General features: G+C 56.7%; 22 protein-coding genes. 11 read left to right on the forward strand and 11 right to left on the reverse strand.

The genetic code is table 11. The annotated features are described in order from the left end of the window. The first annotated feature begins 51 nt into the window (after nucleotides 1–51). Both FZF21_RS18420 and FZF21_RS18425 read left to right on the forward strand, forming a co-directional pair. Nucleotides 52–456, forward strand: a complete 405-nt coding sequence (locus tag FZF21_RS18420; RefSeq protein WP_032649523.1) for a hypothetical protein — start codon at nucleotides 52–54, stop codon at nucleotides 454–456. A 1-nt stretch (nucleotide 457) separates the two neighbouring features. Beyond that, nucleotides 458–883, forward strand: a complete 426-nt coding sequence (locus tag FZF21_RS18425; RefSeq protein WP_017382748.1) for a hypothetical protein — start codon at nucleotides 458–460, stop codon at nucleotides 881–883. Nucleotides 884–963: 80 nt separating this feature from the next. Here FZF21_RS18425 and exbD read toward each other — a convergent pair whose 3' ends face one another. Together exbD and exbB are read right to left on the reverse strand one after the other, a co-directional pair. Next, nucleotides 964–1,389, reverse strand: coding sequence for a TonB system transport protein ExbD (gene exbD / locus FZF21_RS18430; protein ID WP_001251472.1), 426 nt, complete (start codon nucleotides 1,387–1,389; stop codon nucleotides 964–966). Between the two features lie 4 nt (nucleotides 1,390–1,393). Then, nucleotides 1,394–2,125 (reverse strand): tol-pal system-associated acyl-CoA thioesterase, encoded by a 732-nt coding sequence (gene exbB / locus FZF21_RS18435; protein WP_003862482.1) that lies wholly within the window; start codon nucleotides 2,123–2,125, stop codon nucleotides 1,394–1,396. Between the two features lie 251 nt (nucleotides 2,126–2,376). Between exbB and metC the strand changes: the two genes are divergently transcribed. Further along, nucleotides 2,377–3,564, forward strand: a complete 1,188-nt coding sequence (gene metC / locus FZF21_RS18440; RefSeq protein WP_015571868.1) for a cystathionine beta-lyase — start codon at nucleotides 2,377–2,379, stop codon at nucleotides 3,562–3,564. A gap of 142 nt (nucleotides 3,565–3,706) precedes the next feature. Beyond that, nucleotides 3,707–4,366: a DedA family general envelope maintenance protein YghB gene (gene yghB / locus FZF21_RS18445; protein WP_015571869.1), complete on the forward strand. Its 660-nt coding sequence runs from the start codon at nucleotides 3,707–3,709 to the stop codon at nucleotides 4,364–4,366. Nucleotides 4,367–4,411: 45 nt separating this feature from the next. Here yghB and FZF21_RS18450 read toward each other — a convergent pair whose 3' ends face one another. Beyond that, nucleotides 4,412–5,311 (reverse strand): AraC family transcriptional regulator, encoded by a 900-nt coding sequence (locus tag FZF21_RS18450; RefSeq protein ID WP_017382749.1) that lies wholly within the window; start codon nucleotides 5,309–5,311, stop codon nucleotides 4,412–4,414. Between the two features lie 195 nt (nucleotides 5,312–5,506). Between FZF21_RS18450 and yqhD the strand changes: the two genes are divergently transcribed. Both yqhD and dkgA read left to right on the forward strand, forming a co-directional pair. Beyond that, nucleotides 5,507–6,670, forward strand: coding sequence for an alcohol dehydrogenase (yqhD, locus tag FZF21_RS18455; protein ID WP_149121179.1), 1,164 nt, complete (start codon nucleotides 5,507–5,509; stop codon nucleotides 6,668–6,670). 105 nt (nucleotides 6,671–6,775) lie between these two features. Further along, on the forward strand, nucleotides 6,776–7,603 hold the full coding sequence (gene dkgA / locus FZF21_RS18460; RefSeq protein WP_003862493.1) for a 2,5-didehydrogluconate reductase DkgA: 828 nt from the start codon (nucleotides 6,776–6,778) through the stop codon (nucleotides 7,601–7,603). An 86-nt stretch (nucleotides 7,604–7,689) separates the two neighbouring features. Here dkgA and FZF21_RS18465 read toward each other — a convergent pair whose 3' ends face one another. The 5 genes from FZF21_RS18465 to FZF21_RS18485 form a co-directional block, all read right to left on the reverse strand. Continuing rightward, entirely contained in the window at nucleotides 7,690–9,864 is a 2,175-nt protein-coding gene (locus tag FZF21_RS18465) for a YgiQ family radical SAM protein (protein ID WP_063946001.1), read from the reverse strand. 151 nt (nucleotides 9,865–10,015) lie between these two features. Continuing rightward, nucleotides 10,016–11,428 carry a cell division protein FtsP gene (ftsP, locus tag FZF21_RS18470; RefSeq protein WP_017384056.1) on the reverse strand — a complete coding sequence of 471 codons (1,413 nt, stop codon included), beginning with the start codon at nucleotides 11,426–11,428 and terminating at the stop codon, nucleotides 10,016–10,018. A gap of 61 nt (nucleotides 11,429–11,489) precedes the next feature. Then, complete coding sequence (gene plsC / locus FZF21_RS18475; protein ID WP_003862497.1) at nucleotides 11,490–12,227, reverse strand: 1-acylglycerol-3-phosphate O-acyltransferase; 738 nt, start codon at nucleotides 12,225–12,227, stop codon at nucleotides 11,490–11,492. A 163-nt stretch (nucleotides 12,228–12,390) separates the two neighbouring features. Next, on the reverse strand, nucleotides 12,391–14,649 hold the full coding sequence (gene parC, locus FZF21_RS18480; RefSeq protein WP_015571873.1) for a DNA topoisomerase IV subunit A: 2,259 nt from the start codon (nucleotides 14,647–14,649) through the stop codon (nucleotides 12,391–12,393). 118 nt (nucleotides 14,650–14,767) lie between these two features. Then, nucleotides 14,768–15,169, reverse strand: a complete 402-nt coding sequence (locus FZF21_RS18485; protein ID WP_003862501.1) for a NirD/YgiW/YdeI family stress tolerance protein — start codon at nucleotides 15,167–15,169, stop codon at nucleotides 14,768–14,770. A 139-nt stretch (nucleotides 15,170–15,308) separates the two neighbouring features. On the opposite strand from FZF21_RS18485, the gene qseB reads away from it, so the two are divergent. The 5 genes from qseB to lysM all read left to right on the forward strand — a co-directional run bounded on the left by qseB (nucleotide 15,309) and on the right by lysM (nucleotide 18,939). After that, nucleotides 15,309–15,968 carry a quorum sensing response regulator transcription factor QseB gene (qseB, locus tag FZF21_RS18490; protein ID WP_022649409.1) on the forward strand — a complete coding sequence of 220 codons (660 nt, stop codon included), beginning with the start codon at nucleotides 15,309–15,311 and terminating at the stop codon, nucleotides 15,966–15,968. Further along, nucleotides 15,965–17,314 (forward strand): quorum sensing histidine kinase QseC, encoded by a 1,350-nt coding sequence (gene qseC, locus FZF21_RS18495; protein WP_045615300.1) that lies wholly within the window; start codon nucleotides 15,965–15,967, stop codon nucleotides 17,312–17,314. Before qseB ends, qseC begins: the two co-directional genes overlap by 4 nt. Nucleotides 17,315–17,418: 104 nt before the next feature. Then, on the forward strand, nucleotides 17,419–18,000 hold the full coding sequence (locus tag FZF21_RS18500; protein WP_045615298.1) for an NAD(P)H-dependent oxidoreductase: 582 nt from the start codon (nucleotides 17,419–17,421) through the stop codon (nucleotides 17,998–18,000). 30 nt (nucleotides 18,001–18,030) lie between these two features. Next, complete coding sequence (locus FZF21_RS18505) at nucleotides 18,031–18,345, forward strand: putative quinol monooxygenase (RefSeq protein ID WP_003862506.1); 315 nt, start codon at nucleotides 18,031–18,033, stop codon at nucleotides 18,343–18,345. 153 nt (nucleotides 18,346–18,498) lie between these two features. Further along, the gene (lysM, locus tag FZF21_RS18510) at nucleotides 18,499–18,939 is read left to right on the forward strand and encodes a peptidoglycan-binding protein LysM (protein WP_014885249.1); all 441 of its coding nucleotides are present in this window, start codon (nucleotides 18,499–18,501) and stop codon (nucleotides 18,937–18,939) included. A 32-nt stretch (nucleotides 18,940–18,971) separates the two neighbouring features. Here lysM and FZF21_RS18515 read toward each other — a convergent pair whose 3' ends face one another. From FZF21_RS18515 to FZF21_RS18525, 3 genes are read right to left on the reverse strand one after another with little or no spacing between them, the layout of a single operon-like run. After that, a complete protein-coding gene (locus tag FZF21_RS18515) occupies nucleotides 18,972–20,159 on the reverse strand; it encodes a glycoside hydrolase family 88 protein (RefSeq protein WP_045615296.1) in 1,188 nt (395 codons plus the stop codon). 28 nt (nucleotides 20,160–20,187) lie between these two features. Then, on the reverse strand, nucleotides 20,188–21,453 hold the full coding sequence (locus FZF21_RS18520) for an oligosaccharide MFS transporter (protein ID WP_015571880.1): 1,266 nt from the start codon (nucleotides 21,451–21,453) through the stop codon (nucleotides 20,188–20,190). 31 nt (nucleotides 21,454–21,484) lie between these two features. Next, nucleotides 21,485–23,299 carry a DUF2264 domain-containing protein gene (locus FZF21_RS18525; protein ID WP_023304435.1) on the reverse strand — a complete coding sequence of 605 codons (1,815 nt, stop codon included), beginning with the start codon at nucleotides 23,297–23,299 and terminating at the stop codon, nucleotides 21,485–21,487. Nucleotides 23,300–23,387 lie beyond the last annotated feature (88 nt).

Consider the following 23,387-nt stretch of genomic DNA (forward strand, 5'->3'; position numbering starts at 1 on the left):
AATCTCAACCTTTTTCCATCCCCACCTTTTTTGAAATTAAAGGAAATTAAAATGCTGCCCGACAATCTTGTCCCGGCAAAGTACCACATTACGCCTGTGGAACAGCCTTCGACGGAAGCAGATAAAGAGGCGAATTTCACTCAAGGAAAAAGAAAACTCTCCGACTATGAAGCCGACATATTAATTGGTGTTTCACGCACCGGCAAATCCCGTAATATGGTGCTGGAAGAGCACGATCGCCATTTAAAAGAGCGTTTATTTCGCGCCATCAAGATTGAAGCCTTAGTTCATCTACTAAATGATTTACAGGCCGAAGGGGAAATAGATGCCCAGACGCTAAGTCAAATAATGACCGAGAAAACGCAGCAAATAAATGAGGCCGGCAATGAAATTTGGCTTAATTTAATTACGCGTGAAAAAAACAATCCCATTTTTTATAACCTGGGGGAAGATTAACGTGAATGATGACAGCGGTAATAACGTTTATTTGACTTTAGATGATAAGAAAAGCGATGAATTTATCTTAAAGCAGAATCTCGACGCCCTGAAAAAGATAAAAAATGACGAGATGACGCGAATTACGCAGGATTTGGTTTCGATTCCGGCCACGCTGGTGCGCCTGAAATGGCAGAATCGTCGGGAGATTTACGCCTTGCAGGCCAAGGAGGAGATTTACGGCGCGGTGATGAACGCCATTATTGAACAGCGCCCTGAGCTTAAAGAGAAGATCCTCGGGCGACTGGAGGCGAACTATCAGTACCTGCTGGCACGCGAGACAGCCACCCTGCGCCTGACCCGTAAACTCTCGGAAGGTCATTACCGAACTTCAAACGTGACCTGTGTAGCGCTTGATGAAGAGGCGCCGACGGCGCCTTCAGTGTGAGTCAACAATGATTGTTGCGGAATGCAGGCCGGGTAAGGCGACGCCGCCACCCGGCAGGGAAGGCTGCAAAAGCTTTCGTTTTACTTCGCGGCCGCTTTCTCTTCGCCGACCAGACCAATCTTCAGGTATCCCGCCTGATGCAGCGTGTCCATTACCTTCATCATGGTTTCATAATCGACGGTTTTATCCGCGCGGAAGAAGACGGTGGTGTCTTTCTTGCCGCCGGTCAGCTGGTCCAGCGCCGGAATAACCGAGGCATCCGTTACCGGATCGTTGCCCAGGAACATGGACTTATCGGCCTTCACGGACAGGTAGATAGGTTTTTCCGGACGCGGCTGCGGCTGGCTGGAGGACGCAGGCAGATTCACCTTCACGTCCACCGTCGCCAGCGGTGCGGCAACCATAAAGATAATCAGCAGAACCAGCATGACGTCGATAAACGGCGTCACGTTGATCTCATGCATTTCACCGTTATCGTCCAGATTTTCATTAAGACGCATTGCCATACAATCAACCTACGCGCAGTTTGGACGCCGCATGTACCGGTTTAACGGCGCTGGCGTTCAGGTCCAGATCGCGGCTTTGCAGCAGCAGAACCTGCGCGGCAACGTCACCCAGTGTGGCTTTGTAACTGCCAATCATGCGCGCGAAGATGTTATAGATAACAACCGCCGGGATAGCGGCAACCAGACCGATAGCCGTGGCCAGCAGCGCTTCTGCGATACCCGGCGCGACGACCGCAAGGTTAGTGGTCTGCGTCTGGGCGATACCGATAAAGCTGTTCATGATGCCCCAGACGGTACCGAACAGGCCGACGAACGGGGAGATGGCGCCGATAGTCGCCAGGTAGCCGTTACCGCGGCCCATATGACGACCCACGGCCGCAACGCGACGCTCCAGACGGAAGCCGGTACGCTCTTTAATGCCTTCGTTATCTTCACTGCCTGCGGAGAGTTCCAGCTCGTTCTGCGCTTCGTTCACTAACAGGGTAGTCAGGCTTTTCGCATGGAAGGATGAGGTGATATCAGAAGCCTGATCCAGAGAGCGGGCTTCCGCCAGCTGCTTCTGCTCACGCTTGAGGCGGCGTTTTTGTGAAAGAAGTTCGGCGCTCTTGCTGAAGAAGATAGCCCAGGTGATCACGGACGCCAGAATCAGGCCGATCATCACAATCTTAACTACGATGTCAGCATGTTGATACATGCCCCAAACGGAGAGATCCGTCTGCATCAAATTATTACCCACTCTGTATCTCCAGGACGCAAATCACAAAATCTGAACGTAATAATATCAAAACGTCGTCGAATTGATAGTAGTTCTCATTAGTATTTACATAGTGCCGTAATTTTCGCTCACTTTCCTTGCGCTTACGCAGTAAAAATTTCTTATGCGAATTTTTGATAATATTTTCTGCTTATTCGATAAGCATCCGGATGCACATTCTGACAATCGTGGTAGTCTGGACGTCCAGACGTATAAAAAAAAGGTTAGCGAACATGACTAAAAAGCAGCTTGAGACCACGCTGGTGCAGGCAGGACGCAGTAAGAAATACACGCAGGGCTCGGTAAACAGCGTGATCCAGCGCGCCTCCTCGCTGGTGTTTGATACCGTTGAAGATAAAAAAATCGCTACGCGTAATCGCGCGAAGGGCGGGCTGTTTTACGGTCGTCGTGGCACGTTAACCCATTTCTCGTTGCAGGAAGCCATGTGCGAACTGGAGGGCGGCGCGGGCTGCGCGCTGTTCCCGTGCGGCGCGGCGGCGGTCGCCAATACCATTCTGGCGTTTGTGGAACAGGGTGACCACGTCCTGATGACCAATACCGCCTACGAGCCAAGCCAGGACTTCTGCACCAAAATACTCAGCAAGCTCGGCGTCACCACCAGCTGGTTCGATCCGCTGATTGGGGCCGGTATTGCCGCGCTTATTCAGCCCAACACGCGCGTTGTGTTCCTGGAATCTCCCGGCTCCATCACCATGGAAGTGCATGACGTCCCGGCCATCGTGAAGGCGGTGCGCAGCATAGCGCCGGAAGCGATCATCATGATCGACAACACCTGGGCGGCAGGTGTGCTGTTTAAAGCCCTGGAATTTGACATCGATATCTCCATTCAGGCGGCGACCAAATACCTGATTGGCCATTCCGACGGCATGATCGGTACGGCGGTGTCTAACGCCCGCTGCTGGGATCAATTGCGTGAAAACGCCTACCTGATGGGCCAGATGGTGGATGCCGATACCGCCTACATGACCAGCCGGGGCATCCGTACGCTCGGTGTGCGTTTGCGTCAGCATCACGAAAGCAGCCTGCAAATTGCACAGTGGCTGGCGCTGCATCCGCAGGTGGAGCGCGTTAACCATCCGGCGCTGCCGGGCAGCAAGGGCCACGAATACTGGCAACGTGACTTTACGGGTAGCAGCGGGTTGTTCTCATTTGTTCTTAAAAAGCGCCTGAATGACGCCGAACTGGCAAGCTATCTGGATAACTTTACCCTCTTCAGCATGGCCTATTCATGGGGTGGGTTTGAATCGCTGATCCTGCCCAACCAGCCGGAGCAGATTGCGGCCCTGCGCCCGGGCGGCGAGGTGGACTTCGAGGGGACCTTAATCCGCCTGCATATTGGGCTGGAAAATGTGGACGATTTAATTGCGGATTTATCGGCAGGATTTGAGCGCATCGTGTAAAGTGCTGGCTGAAATGTACTCCCCGGACGCTATTCTGAACACCGCAAGCAGAAAAGTCTGTATGAGATGCGCCTGCGATCAACCCCGACAGGCAAAATTGGGAGTACAATAGCGTTATATCTGCTGTTCCACAGGAAAGTCCATGGCTGTTATTCAAAATATCATCACGGCGCTCTGGCAACACGATTTTGCCGCGCTGGCGGACCCGCATGTCGTCGGGATTGTCTATTTCGTGATGTTCGCGACGCTGTTTCTGGAAAATGGATTACTGCCAGCCTCATTTTTACCCGGTGACAGCCTGCTCCTGCTCGCAGGGGCGTTAATCGGCAAGGGCGTGATGGACTTCGCACCGACAATGGTGATCCTCACCTCTGCGGCCAGTCTCGGCTGTTGGCTGAGCTACCTGCAAGGGCGCTGGCTTGGAAACACTCGCGTGGTGAAAGGCTGGCTGGCGCAGCTGCCGCATAAATATCACCAGCGCGCGACCTGCATGTTTGACCGTCACGGCCTGCTGGCGTTACTTGCCGGGCGTTTTCTGGCGTTTGTTCGTACCCTGTTGCCTACCATGGCGGGTATTTCAGGCCTCTCTAACCGCCGCTTCCAGTTCTTCAACTGGCTGAGCGCCCTGCTCTGGGTAGGCGTGGTCACCACGCTCGGCTACGCGCTGAATATGATCCCCTTTGTTAAGCGCCATGAAGACCAGGTGATGACCTTCCTGATGATCCTGCCGATTTTCCTGCTGGTTGCAGGGCTGGTGGGTACCATTGCGGTGGTGATTAAGAAAAAGTATTGCAGCGCATAAATAAAAGCCGGGTGGCGCTACCGCTTACCCGGCCTCCGTTTCCCCTCAGGCTCCCTGCATGGTTCTTATACGTGACGCATCTTCCCCCGGCGTGACGCCGAAGTAGCGCTTAAACTCCCGACTAAACTGCGACGCGCTTTCATACCCGACCCGCATCGCCGCGGCGCTGGCCTTCATGCCATCGTGGATCATCAGCATCCGCGCCTTATGCAGACGGTAGGTTTTGAGGTACTGCAACGGTGACGTGCTGGTGACAGATTTAAAGTTATGGTGAAACGCCGAGACGCTCATATTGGCTTCCGCCGCCAGCTGGTCAACGCTGAGGTTTTCCGTGTACTGGCTCTCGATGCGCTTCAGCACGCGGCTAATCAGGCTGAAGTGCGTTTGCCGGCTTACCAGCGCCAGCAGCGCCCCGCCGCCCGGTCCCAGCAGCACATGGTAAAGAATTTCGCGGATAATCTGTTTTCCGAGAATACGCGCATCCAGCGGCCTTTCCATCACGTCTAACAGGCGTTCAATCGCGCAGAGAATTTCCTCCGACAGGGTCGCGGAGTTGATACCGCTTGCCGCCATTGACGGCCGGAAAAGTTCGTCCTCCCCAATCTCCATCAGCAGCTCCTGCAACTGGAGGATGTCGACGTTGACGCGGATCCCGGCCAGCGGTACCTCCTCTGTCGCGAAAGTTTCACATTCGAAGGGTAAAGGTACTGTCAGAAGCAGATATTCATTGGTGTCGTAACGGAACACGCGCTCATTGATATAGCCAATCTTATGGCCAGAAAAGAGAAACACGATGCCGGGCTGATACATCACCGGGGTGCGCGTCCCGGGCTGGGTACCGTACAGCAATCGGATATCCGGCAGCAGCTCAGCCGAATCATTTCCGTTATCTATCAGTCTTTTAATCTGCGACGTTAGCTGGCGGCAGATGGCATCACGGTTCATTTTCAGTTACTCCGGGTACGGTTTCCGACGCTGACAGTGTGCGCATTTTCTTACCGTTTCTCCAGCGCGCTGTAGAAATGGGCAAGACATCGGCAGGAATGTGCATTGAGAGGATAGCGCCTGCCCGCCACAATGAGCAGCATCAGGTTGCCTTCTGCGCCACCACGATTTTTTACCCACTACAGGGAACAAGCCATGAACAACTTTAATCTTCATACCCCAACCCGCATTCTGTTTGGTAAAGACACCATCGCCGACCTGCGCGCGCAAATCCCCGCTGACGCCCGTGTGCTGATCACCTACGGTGGCGGCAGCGTGAAAAAAACCGGCGTGCTGGATCAGGTTTACAGCGCCCTGGACGGACTGAACGTGCGCGAGTTCGGCGGTATCGAGCCTAACCCGTCTTATGAAACGCTGATGAACGCGGTAAAAATCGCCCGTGAGGAGCAAATTACCTTCCTGCTGGCGGTCGGCGGCGGCTCCGTGCTGGACGGCACCAAATTCATCGCGGCGGCGGCCCATTACGCTGACGACATCGACCCGTGGCATATTCTGGAAACGGGCGGCAGCGACATCAGCAGTGCGATCCCGATGGGCTCCGTGCTGACGCTGCCGGCCACCGGATCAGAGTCCAACAAAGGCGCGGTCATCTCCCGTAAAACCACCGGTGACAAGCAGGCCTTTATGAACGAACACGTTCAGCCCGTGTTCGCGATCCTCGATCCGGTTTACACCTATACCCTGCCTGCGCGTCAGGTGGCGAACGGCGTGGTCGACGCCTTTGTTCACACCGTTGAGCAGTACGTTACTTACCCGGTAAACGCCAAAATTCAGGATCGTTTCGCGGAAGGCATTCTGCTGACGCTGATTGAAGAAGGTCCAAAAGCGCTGAAAGAGCCTGAAAATTACGACGTGCGTGCCAACGTGATGTGGGCTGCCACCCAGGCGCTGAACGGCCTGATCGGCGCAGGCGTGCCGCAGGACTGGGCTACCCATATGCTCGGCCACGAGCTAACGGCGATGCACGGCCTGGATCACGCCCAGACGCTGGCGGTGGTTCTGCCTGCGCTGTGGAACGAAAAACGTGACGCTAAACGCGCCAAACTGCTCCAGTACGCCGAACGCGTGTGGAACATCACCGACGGTTCCGACGATGCGCGTATCGATGCCGCGATTGAAGCCACCCGTCACTTCTTTGAAAGCCTGGGCGTGCCAACGCGTCTCTCTGGCTACGGCCTGGACGGCAGCTCCATCCCTGCCCTGCTGGCGAAACTGGAAGCACACGGTATGACGCAGATCGGCGAGCATGGCGACATCACCCTGGACGTCAGCCGTCGTATTTACGAAGCGGCACGCTAAGCGTTTTTAGGATCCTGACTTTCGTTTTTTGACATTTCGTCCAGACTTAATGCACATCACATCGTCGGAGGTTCCCTCCGGCGATGAGCACCTGAAGGAGGAAAAATGGCAAACCAAACCGTAATCAAGCTACAGGACGGCAACGTGATGCCCCAGCTGGGGCTAGGTGTATGGAAAGCCGGTAACGACGAGGTCGTCTCCGCCATTCATAAAGCCCTGGAAGTCGGCTATCGGTCCATCGATACCGCCGCCGCCTATAAAAACGAGGACGGCGTGGGAAAAGCGCTTGCCAGCGCCGGCGTTCCCCGGGATGAGCTTTTCATCACCACCAAGCTGTGGAACGACGATCAAAAGCGTCCCCGCGAAGCGTTGCAGGAGAGTCTGGAGAAACTCCAGCTCGATTTCGTCGATCTTTATCTCATGCACTGGCCGGTACCGGCTATCGACCATTACGTTGATGCCTGGAAAGGGATGATTGAACTGCAAAAAGAGGGGCTGATAAAAAGCATCGGCGTCTGTAATTTCCAGGTTCATCATCTGCAACGCCTGATTGATGAAACGGGCGTCGCGCCGGTGATTAACCAGATTGAGCTGCACCCGCTGATGCAGCAGCGCCAGCTTCATTCATGGAACGCCACGCACAAGATCCAGACCGAATCCTGGAGCCCGTTGGCTCAGGGCGGCGAAGGGGTGTTTGACCAGAAAATCATCCGTGAACTGGCGGATAAGTACGGTAAAACCCCGGCGCAGATCGTCATTCGCTGGCATCTGGATAGCGGTCTGGTGGTGATCCCGAAATCGGTCACGCCATCGCGTATCGCCGAGAACTTCGACGTCTGGGATTTCCGCCTGGATAAAGACGAGCTGGGTGAAATTGCGAAGCTGGATCAGGGCAAACGGCTTGGGCCGGACCCGGATCAGTTTGGCGGGTAATCCCCTCACCCTGCCCTCTCCCCGGAGGGGAGAGGGTTAGACCTGTAGGCCCGGTAAGCGCAGCGCCACCGGGCATTGTTACAGGTTTAACCGGTCTTACGTTTTACGTTCTTCTTCGTTCCCGCAACACCGTTCGAACGCTGATGCGCAATAGGCGTGTGCTTGGTCAGCGCCGGGCGCGTGTTGCGGTTCTGGCGGCGCGCTTCGCGCATCTCTTCCAGCGTTGGCGCTGGCACCAGGCAATCACGACGCGAGCCGATCAGGTGCTTTTTCCCCATCTCTTCCAGCGCCTGACGGATCAGCGGCCAGTTTTTCGGATCGTGATAGCGCAGCAGCGCTTTATGCAGACGGCGCTGTTTATCCCCTTTCGGCACCACCACGTCTTCGCTCTTATAACCAATCTTACTCAGCGGGTTTTTGCCGGTGTAATACATGGTCGTCGAGTTGGCGAGCGGCGACGGGTAGAAGTTCTGCACCTGATCCAGACGGAATCGACGCTGCTTCAGCCACAGCGCCAGGTTCACCATGTCTTCATCACGGGTGCCGGGGTGTGCGGAGATGAAGTATGGGATCAGATACTGCTCTTTCCCCGCCTGTTTTGAATAGGTATCAAACAGCTGTTTAAAGCGGTCATAGCTGCCCATGCCTGGCTTCATCATTTTGGACAGCGGGCCTTCTTCGGTGTGCTCCGGGGCGATCTTCAGATAACCGCCAACGTGGTGCGTCGCCAGCTCTTTGATGTAGCGCGGATCTTCCACCGCAATGTCGTAACGCACGCCGGAGGCGATCAGGATCTTCTTGATGCCTTTCAGGTCACGGGCGCGACGGTAAAGATTGATCGTCGGCTCGTGGTTGGTGTCCATATGCTCGCAAATGCTCGGATAGACGCAGGAGAGACGACGGCAGGTCTGCTCGGCGCGCGGCGATTTACAGCGCAGCATGTACATGTTGGCCGTTGGACCACCCAGATCGGAGATCACGCCGGTAAAGCCTGGCACCGTGTCGCGAATCGCTTCGATCTCGTTAACAATCGACTCTTCGGAACGGCTCTGAATAATACGGCCTTCGTGTTCGGTGATCGAACAGAAGGAGCACCCGCCGAAGCAGCCGCGCATGATGTTGATTGAGAAACGGATCATCTCGTAAGCCGGAATACGGCTGTTGCCATATGACGGATGCGGCACACGCTTGTACGGCAGAGCAAAGACGCTGTCCATCTCTTCGGTAGAGAGCGGGATCGCCGGTGGGTTAACCCAGACATAGCGCTCGCCGTGCTTTTGCATCAGAGCGCGCGCGCAGCCGGGGTTGGTTTCATGGTGTAAGATGCGCGATGCGTGGGCGTAGAGTACTTTATCGCTTTTTACTTTTTCGTAAGACGGCAGCAGCACATAGGTTTTTTCCCACGGCTTTGGACGCGGCGGCTGCACCACCACGGCCTTTGCTTCCGCTTTCTTCGGCTCAACCGGTTTGTTATCCGCGCACGGCAGATCGTCACCGTACGGATGTGGGATAGGGTCGATTTTGCCCGGCATATCGATAATGCGGGAATCCACCCCGCTCCAGCCCGGCAGCGCCTCTTTCACCATGATCGCGGTGTTGCGTACGTCGCGGATCTCGCTGACCGCTTCACCCTGCGCCAGGCGATGCGCCACCTCCACCAGCGGACGCTCGCCGTTGCCGAAGATCAGCATGTCGGCTTTCGAATCCACCAGCACCGAACGGCGCACGGTATCAGACCAGTAGTCGTAGTGTGCGGTGCGGCGCAGGCTCGCCTCGATGCCGCCCAGGATCACCGGCACGTCTTTCCATGCTTCTTTGCATCGCTGGGTGTAGACGAGGGTCGCGCGATCGGGACGTTTACCCGCCACGTTGTCAGCCGTGTAAGCGTCGTCATGGCGCAGCTTACGGTCGGCGGTATAGCGGTTGATCATCGAGTCCATGTTGCCCGCGGTCACGCCGAAAAACAGGTTAGGCTTGCCCAGACGCATAAAGTCGTCTTTGCTGTTCCAGTCAGGCTGGGAGATGATCCCCACGCGGAAGCCCTGGGCTTCAAGCATACGGCCACAGATCGCCATGCCAAAGCTCGGGTGATCGACATACGCATCGCCCGTTACCAGAATGATATCGCAGCTGTCCCAGCCCAGTTGATCCATCTCTTCCCGGGACATCGGCAGGAACGGCGCCGGTCCAAAGCAGGCTGCCCAGTACTGGGGCCAGGAGAAGAGGTCGCGATCCGGCTGGATCAGGGAAATAGCGCTCATAATGCTTCCGAAGAAAAAATAGACAAAAGGAGCGGGATTATACGCTGGTTTACCGGGGGAAATGAAGGGGTATTTATTGCCCGGTGACGCTACGCTTACCGGGCCTACGGGCCTGTAGGTCGGGTAAGGCGAAGCCGCCACCCGACTCGTTTTACGGTGCCGGATTCACCAGCATCTGCCCTACCGATCCCCTGTCCATCATCTCCAGCGTCTGGCTGTGGAACAGGAACGGGAAGTGCGGCCAGGAAGGCTGGCCGTAGTAGACGAGCAGTTCGACCTGGCCATCCACCCAGACGGTATCTTTCCAGCCCCTGTCTTCCGGGAACGGCATCGCCCCGTTGACGTTGCGGATCAGGAATGACACCCCTTCAATATGGAACGACTGCGGCATCTCCGAGCGGACGGTCCAGCGCTCCCATGTTCCCTGTTGGGCGGTGATATCAATGCGGTTTACGTCCCACAGCGCACCGTTGATGCCCGGATCGTCGCCAAGGCTGATATCGCGACTGCGTACTGCCGGGCCGGTCACAATCTCCTGCGGCAGCAGGCGCATCGGCAGGCTGTCGGTCACCAGCGGCAACAGGCCGGTCGGGCGCAGCGTCAGCACCAGCGTGGAGACCAGCACGCTCGACGGTTCAAAGAAGCCGCGAATACGGTCAACAATGCTTGCCGCTTCGCCGCAGGTCACGGACACTTCATCCCCGTTGGTCATATCCACGAGGATCTCACGACGTTCGCCCGGCGCCAGCGCCAGCTGTTTTACCGATACCGGCGCAGGTAATAACCCCTGATCGCCTGAAATCACGTGCAGCGCGCGGCCGTCGCTCATCTGCAACTGATAGCGACGCGAGTTAGAAGCATTCAGCAGACGCAGGCGCACCCAGCCACGAGACACTTCAACATACGGGCTTTGCGCGCCGTTAACCAGCAGCGTATCGCCCACAAAACCACCGCTGCCCGGCTCGCTGTACTCCGGCGTGCCGAAGTTATCCAGCCGCTTGTCCTGAATAATGATCGGGAAATCATCAACGCCGTAGTGATTCGGGATCGGCAGCGTTTTGCTGACCTCATCTTCAATCAGCCACATTCCGGCCAGGCCGTTGTAGACCTGCTGGGCGGTGCGGTTCGGGGTGTTGGCGTGATACCACAATGTCGCCGCGCTCTGACGAATCGGGAGGACGGGCGCCCAGTCGGCATTCGGCGACATCATGCGTGCCGCGCCGCCAATCAGCGGCCCCGGCACCTGCAAACCACTGACGGTCATCGCGACATTTTCCGTCGTACGGTTACTGTAGATGAGCTTAACGTCATCGCCATTCCACACGCGAATGGTCGGCCCGAGGTAGCGTCCGTTAATGCCCCATACCTGCGCGCGCGTTCCCTGGGTAAAGGACCAGTGGCTACGCTGAAGCGTGAGGAATAGCGGCTGCCCGCGACGGGATTCAATCAACGGCGGAATAGGCAGCGGCTGTTGCTGCCCGGCGGCGCTGGCTGTCCGCGGCATCGCACCCGCACAAAGGGCGATACCCGAAGCCTGAATAAACTGACGCCGACTGAGTGACATATAAGCTCCATCTGAAACGACTAACAACGCGGGAATTCGTTTTCCCTTACACGACACCGGGTCAAATCTTACCGGCGGCTTCTCGCTCTGCAACTTCTTTATCGAGCTGCGCAATATGCTGAGCCATCAGCTCGCGGCAGTGCGTGGCCAGCTCGCGCACCTGGTCTTTACCGTATTTTGAGGTATCTACCGGCGGCAGCATTTCGACAATGACCAGTCCGTTATTCAGACGGTTAAGATTAATCTTATTCGATGTATTGGAAACACACACGGGAATAATTGGAACGCCTGCCGCAATTGCAGCATGAAACGCGCCGGTCTTAAACGGCAGCAGGCCGCGACCACGGCTGCGCGTCCCTTCCGGGAACATCCAGATGGAAATCCGGCGCTTTTTAAACTGATCCACCACTTCCGCAATGGTGCCATGCGCTTTGGCGCGGTTGTTACGGTCAATCAGTAAGTTACCGGTGAGCCAGTACAGCTGACCGAAAAACGGGATCCACAGCAGGCTTTTTTTACCCACGGTTACGGTCGGCGGAAGAACAATATTTGAGGCCGTCACCATATCGTAGTTGTTCTGATGGTTAGCGATATAGATGGCGTTACCGAAATTCTCCGCCCCTTCAGGCAGACGCTTTTCAACCTTCAGGCCAAACAGCGGCGCAAGACGACCAAACATGTGGCCAAACGTCGCGACATGCTTTGGGTTACGCGGGCTGAACAGGCAATAAATCGATCCGAAAATACAGACCAGAATGCAATAAATAACGGTAAGAATGAGACGAACAATGTATAGCATAGCGACCTCTGAAGCCCTGACAGCTGACAATTATACTTCACCTGTGGCCAGGTAAGGACTTTATTACGAGCGCGTATTGTTAATCGCAACGCACGAATTAACAACGTTTTTACGGGAAATTTTATGGTAATTCCCCCTCCGGAAAGAGGGGGGATGAAACAGGTTACTCTTCGCTGTCGTCCGCTTTGCTGCGCGCCGGCGAGTCGATCTCCACGCGGTCGATTCGCTGGAGGCCGCGCATCAGTGAGCCGCGACGTCCACGCTCACCCACCACCTTCTGCAACTCTTCCGGACGCAGTTTGATTTTACGCTTGCCGACATGAATGGTCAGCGTGCTCTGCGGCGGCAGCAGGAAGAGATGCGCGAGGCCATCGACGCCTTTTGCCGCTTCCGCTGACGGGATACTGATGATCTTGTTGCCCTTCCCTTTCGACAGCTCCGGCAGATCGCTGACCGGGAACATCAGCATGCGTCCGGCAGCGGTGATCGCCAGCAGCATGTCGCTTTCGTTCTCGATGATCAGCGGCGGCATGACGTGTGCGTTATCCGGCAGGCTAATCAGCGCCTTACCAGCACGGTTACGCGACACCAGATCGTTGAAGGTACAGATAAAGCCGTAGCCCGCATCAGACGCCATCAGCAGTTTTTGATCGTCGGCCTCCATCAGCATATGGTCCACCGTGGCGCCCGGCGGCAGCGTCAGCTTGCCGGTTAGCGGTTCGCCCTGGCCGCGCGCAGACGGCAGCGTGATCGGGTCGATGGCGTAGCTGCGGCCCGTGGAGTCGATGAACGCCACCGGCTGGTTACTCTTGCCCTTCACCGCCGCCTTGAAGCTGTCACCGGATTTGTAGCTCAGACCCGGCGCGTCGATATCGTGGCCTTTGGCGCTACGTACCCAGCCGCTCTGGGAAAGCACGATGGTCACCGGCTCGGAAGGCAGCATGTCGTGCTCGTTCATCGCCTTCGCCTCTTCGCGCTCGTGCAGCGGAGAACGACGGTCGTCGCCAAAGGCGTCGGCATCGGCCTGCAACTCTTTCTTCAGCAGGGTGTTCATCTTGCGCTCGGACGCCAGAATCGCCTGAAGCTGATCGCGCTCTTTTTCCAGCTCGTTCTGCTCGCCGCGGATCTTCATCTCTTCCAGTCTGGCGAGATGGCGCAATTTCAGTTCGAGGATCGCTTCGGCCTGGGTTTCGCTGATGCCAAAGCGCGACATCAGGGCAGGCTTAGGTTCGTCCTCGGTACGAATGATCTCGATCACTTCGTCAATGTTGAGGAACGCCACCAGCAAACCTTCGAGGATATGCAGGCGCTTAAGCACTTTTTCCAGACGATGGTTCAGACGACGGCGCACCGTATCGCGGCGGAAGGCCAGCCATTCGGTGAGGATCTCCAGCAGGTTTTTCACCGCCGGACGACCGTCCAGACCGATCATGTTCAGGTTGATGCGGTAGCTTTTTTCCAGATCGGTAGTGGCGAACAGGTGGTTCATCACCTGCTCCATGTCCACGCGGTTAGAGCGCGGCACGATCACCAGACGGGTCGGGTTTTCGTGGTCCGATTCGTCGCGCAGGTCGTCCACCATCGGCAGCTTTTTATTGCGCATCTGGGAGGCGATCTGCTCCAGCACCTTCGCACCGGACACCTGGTGCGGCAGCGCGGTGATCACCACGGCCCCGTCTTCTTTGGTCCACACCGCGCGCATGCGCACGGAGCCACGGCCGTTCTGGTAGATTTTGCGGATTTCCGCGCGCGAGGTGATGATCTCGGCTTCGGTCGGATAGTCCGGCCCCTGCACAATATCCAGCAGATCGTCCAGCGAGGTTTTCGGCTGCTCAATCAGGGTGATGGCGGCTTTTGCCACTTCACGCAGGTTGTGCGGCGGAATGTCCGTCGCCATGCCCACGGCGATACCGGTCGTGCCGTTCAGCAGGATGTTCGGCAGACGCGCAGGCAGCATCTTCGGCTCCTGCATCGTACCGTCGAAGTTTGGCACCCAGTCGACCGTCCCCTGCCCCAGCTCGCCCAACAGCACTTCGGCATATTTAGACAGGCGGGATTCGGTATAACGCATTGCCGCGAAGGATTTCGGATCGTCCGGCGCCCCCCAGTTCCCCTGGCCATCCACCAGCGGATAGCGATAAGAGAACGGCTGGGCCATCAGCACCATCGCTTCATAGCAGGCGCTGTCGCCGTGCGGATGGTATTTACCCAGCACGTCGCCGACGGTACGGGCGGATTTCTTAAACTTGGCGGTAGCATTCAGTCCCAGTTCGGACATCGCATAGACGATGCGGCGCTGAACGGGCTTCAGGCCATCCCCGATAAACGGCAACGCCCTGTCCATGATGACGTACATGGAGTAGTTCAGGTAGGCGTTTTCCGTGAATTCATGTAGCGCGAGGCGCTCTGCCATATCGCTCATTACGTGTGATTCCTCAACTCAGAAACCGATGGGTTTCAGGCAATATTGCCGCAGATACTACCTCATCTGGCGAGTTGAGTCACAAAGAAAAAGGGCCGCATAAGCGGCCCTTTCCGGGTTATTTGTTCAGCTTGATAACCTGCTTCACGTCGATTTCAAACTCGTTCCAGTCTTTATCGATTTTACCCTGGAGTTCGACTTTATCCTGGGGCGTCACCGTCACGCCGTTCCAGCGCTTGTGGTCGATCTCCACCACCACCGTGCCGCTCTCATCGCGGAAGGTGTAACGGTCATCGGACAGGCGCTCGGTAATGTTCCCGCGCAGCTTCACCCAGGCATCGTCCTTCAGGTCTTTCACTTTAGCCGCGGTGGTGAGGTTGGCGTTGTTATCGACAAAGCCACCCTGCTGGGTTTGCGTCTGGTTCTGTGTCGCAGATGGGCCAGAGAAGCCACCCTGTGCAGCAAAGACAGGGGCCGTGGTCATCATCATGATGGCAGCAATTGCAGCGAATTTTTTCATCTTTATCTCTCCCTTTAATGTCGTTTCACAATCCATTAAACAGGGTAAACCTTAACAACTTCTTAAGGGGAAAATTTATTTATTTTTACTGTACAGCAGGCGCTTGCAGAAGGTTTACTGACGGCATCAAGGAGGAAATATGCGCATTTTACTGGTAGAAGACGACAAGCTTATCGGCGACGGCATCAAAGCGGGCTTAAGCAAAATGGGCTTTAACGTGGACTGGTTTACCGACGGTAAAACCGGGCAGGCGGCCCTGTACACCGCGCCGTATGATGCCGTGGTGCTGGACCTGACGCTGCCAGAAATCGACGGGCTTGAGATCCTGCGCGCCTGGCGCGAAAGCGGTAAGAGCGAACCGGTGCTGATCCTGACCGCGCGGGATGCGCTGAATCAGCGCGTCGAAGGGTTACGCCTGGGGGCGGATGATTACCTGTGTAAGCCGTTCGCGCTGATTGAAGTGGCGGCCCGCCTTGAAGCGCTGGTGCGCCGCAGCCACGGTCAGGCGCGCAGCGAGCTGCGTCACGGCAAGGTCACGCTCGATCCGGCAAGCCTTGTCGCCACGCTGGAGGGCGAAACGCTGGTGCTCAAGCCCAAAGAGTTCGCCCTGCTGGAGCTGCTGATGCGCAACGCGGGCCGCGTGCTGCCGCGCAAGGCCATCGAAGAGAAGCTCTACAACTGGGATGATGACGTCTCCAGCAACGCCGTCGAAGTCCACGTTCATCATTTACGCCGCAAGCTCGGCAGCGAATTTATCCGCACCGTGCACGGCATCGGTTATACCCTGGGTGACGCATGAAACTGACCCAACGCCTGAGCCTGAAGCTGCGCCTGACGCTCCTCTTTTTGTTGCTGTCCCTGGCGGCCTGGTTTGCCGCAAGCGTGGTGGCCTGGCACCAGACGACCGACAAGCTCGATAAGCTGTTCGATACCCAGCAGATGCTGTTTGCCAAACGGCTGCTGACGATGGACGTGGACGAACTTCGCGCCCCGGAACGCATGCGCGAGGTACCGAAAAAAGCCAAACACGGCCATCTGGACGACGATGCGCTGGCCTTCGCAATCTTCACCGCCGACGGCAGCATGGTGCTTAACGACGGCGAAAACGGGCGCGACATACCTTACCTCTACCGCCGGGACGGGTTTGATGACGGTCGGTTGCAGGATGACAACGACGAATGGCGTTTCCTGTGGCTGACTTCTCCGGACGGGAAATACCGCGTGGTGGTTGGCCAGGAGTGGGAGTACCGACAGGATATGGCGCTGGACGTGGTCAGCTCGCAGCTGACGCCGTGGCTGGTGGCGCTGCCCGTCATGCTTTTGTTGCTGATTGTTCTGCTGATCCGGGAACTGAAACCGCTGAAAAATCTGGCGCGGACCCTGCGCTCGCGCTCGCCGGATGCGACCGATACGCTACCCACCCACGGCGTGCCGACGGAGGTTCGCCCGCTGCTTGATGCGCTTAACCATCTTTTCGCCCGTACGCAGGAGATGATGGCCCGCGAGCGCCGCTTCACCTCGGATGCCGCCCATGAGTTGCGCAGTCCGCTGGCCGCGCTGAAGGTGCAAACCGACGTGGCGCGGCTTTCCCTTGACGATCCCGGGGCGCAGTCTAAAGCGCTGGGGCAGCTGCATGCGGGTATCGACCGCGCCTCCCGGCTGGTGGACCAGCTTCTCACCCTGTCGCGCCTGGATTCACTGGATAATCTTGATGACGTCGAACCCGTGATGATGGCCGATTTGCTGCAATCCGCGGTGCTGGATATCTGGCATCCGGCGCAGCAGGCGGGCATTGATATTCGGCTCAACGTCAACGCGCCCGAGGTGATGCGTCACGGACAGCCGCTACTGCTGAGCCTTCTGGCGCGTAACCTGCTGGACAACGCCGTTCGTTACAGCCCGCGCGGCAGCGTGGTGGACGTGACGCTGAATACCCAAAGCTTTACCGTGCGCGACAACGGCCCGGGCATTTCATCCGATGCGCTGGCGCGTCTCGGCGAGCGCTTTTATCGTCCACCGGGCCAGGACGCCACCGGCAGCGGTCTGGGGTTGTCTATCGTCAAGCGTATCGCGGCGTTGCACGGGATGCGCGTCTCGCTGGGCAATGCGCCGGAAGGGGGCTTTGAGGTGACCGTCAGCTGGTAGCCATTATTGCGCTGAGCGCAAAAGACTTTGCACATTCTGCTTATTTTTCCGCTCCGTCCTCGCGCGTAGAATACCCGGCATACTCTCAGCATCGAGGACAAATAATGAGCAACATTCTGATTATCAACGGCGCGAAAGAATTTGCGCACTCTAAAGGCCAGCTCAATGACACCCTGACCGAGGTCGCGGATGGTTTCCTGCGCGACGCCGGACATGATGTTAAGGTCGTGCGCGCGGACAGCGATTACGACGTTAAAGCCGAAGTGCAGAACTTCCTGTGGGCCGACGTGGTTATCTGGCAGATGCCGGGCTGGTGGATGGGCGCACCGTGGACCGTGAAAAAATACATGGACGATGTGTTTACCGAAGGTCACGGTTCGCTGTATGCCAGCGACGGCCGCACCCGCTCAGACGCGTCTAAAAAATACGGTTCCGGCGGCCTGATTCAGGGCAAGAAATACATGCTTTCCCTGACCTGGAATGCCCCGCTAGAAGCGTTCACTGAGCAAGATCAGTTCTTCGAAGGCGTGGGCGTAGACGGCGCGTATCTGCCGTTCCACAAGGCGAATCAGTTCCTGGGTATGGAGCCGCTGCCGACCTTTATCGTCAACGACGTGATTAAAACGCCGGACGTCCCGCGCTATATCGCAGAATATCGCAAGCATCTCGCGGAAATTTTTGCTTAACTGGTAGCCTGGAATTAGAAGGAGTTAATTATGCTTACCGTTATTGCTGAAATCCGTACGCGTCCTGGCCAACATCACCGCCAGGCGGTACTGGATGAGTTCGCGAAGATCATCCCGACCGTACTGAAAGAAGAAGGCTGCCACGGCTACGCGCCGATGGTGGACGCCGCCACCAGCGCAAGCTTCCAGGCGACCGCGCCAGACTCAATCATCATGGTTGAGCAGTGGGAAACCGTCGCGCACCTTGAAGCGCATTTGCAGACCGCGCATATGAAAGCGTGGAGCGACGCGGTGAAAGGGGACGTTCTGGAAACCCACATCCGTATTCTGGAGCAAGGGGTTTAAGTTCCGTGAAATTTGCCGGGTGGCACTGCGTTTACCCGGCCTACAAAACCTGACTCGTAGGCCCGGTAAGCGCTAGCGCCACCGGGCTTTTTGTATCATCTTAATACTCAACTGCTATGCTTATTCTGACTTCATTGTTAACAGGAGGATGGAATGGGACTTTTTAACTTCGTAAAAGAAGCAGGCGAAAAGCTGTGGGATAACCTGACCGATCATAAAGGTCAGGGCGACAAAATCACCGAGCACCTCAAGAAACTCAACATTCCCGGTTCCGATAAGGTTCAGGTTAACGTCACTGACGGCAAGGCCAGCGTGACGGGCGACGGGCTGACGCAGGAGCAGAAAGAAAAAATCCAGGTCGCCGTCGGCAACATCGCGGGCGTCAGCGAAGTGGAGAACAATATCACCGCAACAGATGCCAAAGATGAAGCCACCTACTATACGGTGAAATCCGGCGATACCCTGAGCGCAATCTCTAAAACCGTGTACGGCGACGCCAACCAGTACAACAAGATTTTTGAGGCTAACCGCCCAATGCTCTCCAGCCCGGATAAAATCTATCCCGGCCAGACGCTGCGTATTCCGAAAGCGTGATCGATAAGTCGGGGGTTACCCCCCGACTGTTTTTACCAGTACAGTTTCCAGCTCTGCGTAAAACGCACCAGTGCCTCCACGTAGAAGTAATCGCCCCAGCTCGCGCACTCATCCACGCCTTTATTGCTCGCCAGGTGATACACCGAGTGCTTAAGCAGCCCGTTGCCCTTCTCTTCTTTGCCCATCAGATAGTGCTTTGTCAGCGAAGACATAATCCCTTTCGCCCATTCGAGGTAACGTTCGCGATCCGGATCTGTGACCGGCAGATGTTTCACCAGCTCCAGCAGTCCACACACCGCAATTGCCGCCGAGGAAGAATCACGCAGTGCGTCGGTGCCCACCAGCGCCAGATCCCAGTGGCAGACGTAGTCTTCCGGCAGGCGATTGAGGAAGTAGTTTGCCAGCCGTTTTGACAGGGCGATCATCGTTTCGTCGCCGGTATAGATATAGCTCAGCAGGAAACCGTAAATGCCCCAAGCCTGCCCGCGCGACCAGCAGGAGTCGTCGGCGTAGCCCTGCTGGGTGTTGCCGTAGCGCGGTGCGCCGGTTGCCACATCCATATAGTAGGTGTGGAAGGTGGAGGCATCGTCACGAATGAGGTATGTCGCGGCCTGCATGACGTGCGCTTTTGCGGCGTCGGCAAAGCGCGGATCGCCCGTCTGCTCCGTTGCCCAGTAGAGCAGCGGCAGGTTCATGTTGCAGTCGATGATCATCCGCCCGGCCTGCTCCGGATCGGAGAGATCGCCCCACGCCTGGATGATTTTCGCCTTCTCGTGGAAGCGTTCCAGCAGGGCTTCCGCCGCCAGCAGCGAGAAGCCGCGCGCCTCGCGGTTTCCGGTCAGCCGCCACGCGGCTACGCAGGAGAGCGTGTAGAGGAAGCCTAAATCGTGGGTGTTGGTGTCGTTGCGCCCGGCGATGCGCAGGCCAAACGAGCGCACGTGTTTTTCCGCCATCGCGCGGAATTTTTCCTCGCCGCTCATCTCCCATGCCAGCCACAGCTGCCCGGTCCAGAAGCTGGTGGTCCACTCCACGTTGTCAGTCAGCGGATAAAAACCGTTCTGGCAGGTTTCCGCCGGGAATTTGTCGCCGAACTCCGTTAAATGACGGCTAATCAGGTCGAGAACGTGGCTGCGCGCCGAATTCAGTTCATCGCTGAATGCGCGGGAGTCAACGGGCGCAACGATAACAGGCAGACGTTCTTCTTTGATACGACTTAACATATTTCGGTTCCTTCTTTGACGGCGTAATTTATCGTGTTGACGTTTCTGCTACGTTCAGCGCACGAGCCCCGCGCCATTTGCTCTGACAGGCGGATAACGTAAAAGCAGAAATAAGGGTAAAGGTCAGCGCCGTTGCGCCCATGATGATATAGGTGTGCTCAAAGCCAATACGGTCATACATATAGCCGGCAGGGGAAGAGACCACCACGTTGCCAACGTAGAGCATCGCCTGATAGCCGAGTAAATACATGGTGGCATTGACGCGCTTGTCGAAATGCTCGGCGATATATTTAAATACCGACACCAGCAGGAGACAAATTTCCAGACCGTACAGCGGCTTAAGCACTGAAATTAACAGGTGTGAATCACACATGCCGGAAATAATCAGACGCGCCCCAACCACCAGCCCGACAATTAACAGCCCGCGTTTGGCGCCAATAAAGTTCACAAACAGCGGGACCACCATATACATGACAAATTCCATGCCCGACTGTACGGTCCCGAGATAGCCGAATACGGCGTTGCCCTCATGAATATCATCGAAGAAGGTGACGAAATAGCGCGAGAATTGCTGCTCGGCGATAAACATCATCCACGCCACGCCCGCCACGTACAGGCAGAAAGCCCAGAATTTGCGGTTACGCAGCAGGGCGTAAACGTCAGACGGGGCTATTTTCTCTTTCGTCAGCACCTCGCCTGCGTGAGCGGAGTTAGTGTTCACTTTCAGGCTCAGCAGGACAATCAGCATCACCACCGACGCCACGCTGCCGAGAATAAAGTTATACGCCGGTGAGAGGTTGAACAGCAGGCCGGAGAAAGATGACGCCACCGCCCAGCCGAGCGATCCCCACATACGGATCTGCCCGAACTCCATGCCATTCAAACGGCTAAAGCGGTCGGAATAGGATTCACACGCCGCCACGCCCGCGTACCAGGCAAAGCTTAAATAGAGCGCGCCGATAATAATCCCCAGCAGGGTATTAGACATTAACAGCGGCTGGTAAACATAAATAAAGAATGGCGCCATCAGGGCCGACATGATCACCACAAAATAGAGCAGATATTTGCTCATGCCGATCTTATCGAGAATATAGCCGTAGATCGGCTTGAGAATAACGGAGAATATCCCGTTCACCGCAAAGACGGTTCCAATCACCGATCCGCTCAGGTTGGCTTTCTGACCGAGCCAGATCGCCAGCAGACCAATACTGGCAGACCAGGTAAAGAAATAGAGAAAGATAAAGCTGCTGATTTTGTAATATTCAGTTCTGTTGGTTGTCGATGTGCTTTTCATATCATCCTCGCCGGGGTGTAGGGCCAGATTTTTATAATGTGAACGACAGCTTACGTTCGCTTCCGGGTTCGCTAATCACGACCTGGTTATGGGTTATATTCAGCTGCGGCGTCGCCGCAGCGGGCTGTTTTCCGCCAGCCAGAACGGCGCAACAGAGCCAGCTTTCCCCTTGCGGGAGGTCAGCTTTTAACAGCGGAATGGAGGCACACTCCGCAAACATAATGCTGCTGTTCGGCGGCGTGACGATGCTGTCTGGCTGGCGATGAATGATCGGCGAAAGATCGACAATGACGCTGCTGCCGTTTTCAGCCAACAGATAACAACCGCGTTCGCGCACCTGGTGGGCGGTTTTCATCACCGCAAAGCCGCCCTCGACGGTTTGCAGAGTGCGCGCGCTGTTGATACGGTGCAGGCGCAGGTGCCACTCCCCGAACGGGATCTGCCAGGTCGCAATCTGCACGTCGCGCCACGGCGACCAGCGCGAGAAAATGTAATTTTCATCCACCCGAACCTCTTCGCACTCGCGACGACCGCGGAAATAGTCATCTCCGTCCGCCAGCAGCAGCATGGAATCGCAGGCGGCATGCTTCAGGCCAAAACGCCCGCGCTCAAGGGTGAATCCGAAGCGGCTGGAGTAGGCAAATTTGGTGTATTTCGCTTCGGTGTTGACGTAGTTGTTCAGCTCCAGCTGACCGGCGGTGAGCATGACGACGTGCTGCGAATCTTTCGAATGCATCAGGATCTGCTGCGCATGCGGAATCACATGTTTTCCAGCAAGCGCGGGCAGCGGTTGTTCTTCCGCCTGCCAGAACGGGTGTGCTTCCGGCAGCGCCAGGATCAGATAGGTTTTCAGCGCCCAGTACGGTGAACCGGGGGAGTTGTAATCCTCGCACATCGCCAGGTTCGGATACGCAAAGCCGAGGGTGAGAATACCGTCGCGATCGACAATCGACTGCTGCTGCCACCAGCGCAGATGCCGCAGCACAATGCCCTTCACGATGCCCGGGGTGAAGACGTCCAGTTGAGAAAAGGCCACCGCGCTCCAGAAGGCAACCATGGCAAAGCGGTAGGTCAGGCTGCGGCCAAACGGCACCGAGGCGCCATCGGCGGCGGACCAGTAGATAAAGTCTTCCGCGAACAGACGCGAGCGCTCGCGCAGCACCTTCGCCCTCGCCTCGTCGTCACTCAGGGTGGCGTAAATCAGGCCGTAGAAATGGAAAGCCATGGAGATGTAGTAATCTTTCGGGCGGCCGGGACCGTCGGAATACCAGCCGTCGCCGAGGTAGTAGGCGTCCATCAGCGCAAAGCGGTGGTCAATGGCGGCCCGATCGTACGGCAGGCCGGCGCGCTTAAAGCCGAGCTGGACCATAATGGCAAAATAGTTCCAGTTGCTGTCCGGCATCTGCGCGTCGGTGATTTGGTTGAGCCACGCGTGCAGGTTCATCACCTCGCGCCCGGTAAAGTGCGCGGTGAGTTTATCCCCCAGCAGAGCGAGCCCCAGACCGTAGGCCGCCATCTCCACCAGACGTTGATCGTACGGGCCGGTTTCACCCCAGTAGCCGCTGCTTTGCGGGTCGGTACCAAGCTTAATGGCAGTAAGGTACTTCTCGCTGAACGGCGTGCTTTCGCCGGATGCCATCAGCGGAAACAGCCCCCAGAGCGCGCGGGAAAGTCCCTCCATCTGCGCAATATCCGCGGTGTAATGGGCGCAGGTGTCGCCCAGCGGGAATCGTGAACGGTTCGCCGGAAATTGCGTGTCCAGCGCCTGTAAAAGTGCATTCAACGACGCCACTACCTCCTGGCGTGAAGACAACGGATTTGATTTTTCTTTGTTTGCCGCCCACATCGGTTCGCCCTCGTAATCAACTGCGGCAAAGCATAGTGAATCCGCAAGGGGCAGAAATGTTAGCCATGTCACAGGCATGAACGATGAA

The organism is Enterobacter sp. LU1 (genome assembly GCF_008271405.2).
Lineage (GTDB): Bacteria > Pseudomonadota > Gammaproteobacteria > Enterobacterales > Enterobacteriaceae > Enterobacter > Enterobacter hormaechei_C.

Excerpts from the sequence above, each read along its gene's own strand:
- dkgA (WP_003862493.1), top strand. The coding sequence starts at position 6,776 with ATGGCAAACCAAACCGTAATCAAGCTACAGGACGGCAACGTGATGCCC.
- FZF21_RS18485 (WP_003862501.1), bottom strand. The coding sequence starts at position 15,169 with ATGAAAAAATTCGCTGCAATTGCTGCCATCATGATGATGACCACGGCC.
- plsC (WP_003862497.1), bottom strand. The coding sequence starts at position 12,227 with ATGCTATACATTGTTCGTCTCATTCTTACCGTTATTTATTGCATTCTG.
- FZF21_RS18525 (WP_023304435.1), bottom strand. The coding sequence starts at position 23,299 with ATGTGGGCGGCAAACAAAGAAAAATCAAATCCGTTGTCTTCACGCCAG.
- lysM (WP_014885249.1), top strand. The coding sequence starts at position 18,499 with ATGGGACTTTTTAACTTCGTAAAAGAAGCAGGCGAAAAGCTGTGGGAT.
- FZF21_RS18420 (WP_032649523.1), top strand. The coding sequence starts at position 52 with ATGCTGCCCGACAATCTTGTCCCGGCAAAGTACCACATTACGCCTGTG.
- qseB (WP_022649409.1), top strand. The coding sequence starts at position 15,309 with ATGCGCATTTTACTGGTAGAAGACGACAAGCTTATCGGCGACGGCATC.
- qseC (WP_045615300.1), top strand. The coding sequence starts at position 15,965 with ATGAAACTGACCCAACGCCTGAGCCTGAAGCTGCGCCTGACGCTCCTC.
- metC (WP_015571868.1), top strand. The coding sequence starts at position 2,377 with ATGACTAAAAAGCAGCTTGAGACCACGCTGGTGCAGGCAGGACGCAGT.
- parC (WP_015571873.1), bottom strand. The coding sequence starts at position 14,649 with ATGAGCGATATGGCAGAGCGCCTCGCGCTACATGAATTCACGGAAAAC.
- yqhD (WP_149121179.1), top strand. The coding sequence starts at position 5,507 with ATGAACAACTTTAATCTTCATACCCCAACCCGCATTCTGTTTGGTAAA.
- FZF21_RS18515 (WP_045615296.1), bottom strand. The coding sequence starts at position 20,159 with ATGTTAAGTCGTATCAAAGAAGAACGTCTGCCTGTTATCGTTGCGCCC.
- FZF21_RS18505 (WP_003862506.1), top strand. The coding sequence starts at position 18,031 with ATGCTTACCGTTATTGCTGAAATCCGTACGCGTCCTGGCCAACATCAC.
- FZF21_RS18465 (WP_063946001.1), bottom strand. The coding sequence starts at position 9,864 with ATGAGCGCTATTTCCCTGATCCAGCCGGATCGCGACCTCTTCTCCTGG.
- FZF21_RS18520 (WP_015571880.1), bottom strand. The coding sequence starts at position 21,453 with ATGAAAAGCACATCGACAACCAACAGAACTGAATATTACAAAATCAGC.
- FZF21_RS18500 (WP_045615298.1), top strand. The coding sequence starts at position 17,419 with ATGAGCAACATTCTGATTATCAACGGCGCGAAAGAATTTGCGCACTCT.
- exbD (WP_001251472.1), bottom strand. The coding sequence starts at position 1,389 with ATGGCAATGCGTCTTAATGAAAATCTGGACGATAACGGTGAAATGCAT.
- yghB (WP_015571869.1), top strand. The coding sequence starts at position 3,707 with ATGGCTGTTATTCAAAATATCATCACGGCGCTCTGGCAACACGATTTT.
- ftsP (WP_017384056.1), bottom strand. The coding sequence starts at position 11,428 with ATGTCACTCAGTCGGCGTCAGTTTATTCAGGCTTCGGGTATCGCCCTT.
- FZF21_RS18450 (WP_017382749.1), bottom strand. The coding sequence starts at position 5,311 with ATGAACCGTGATGCCATCTGCCGCCAGCTAACGTCGCAGATTAAAAGA.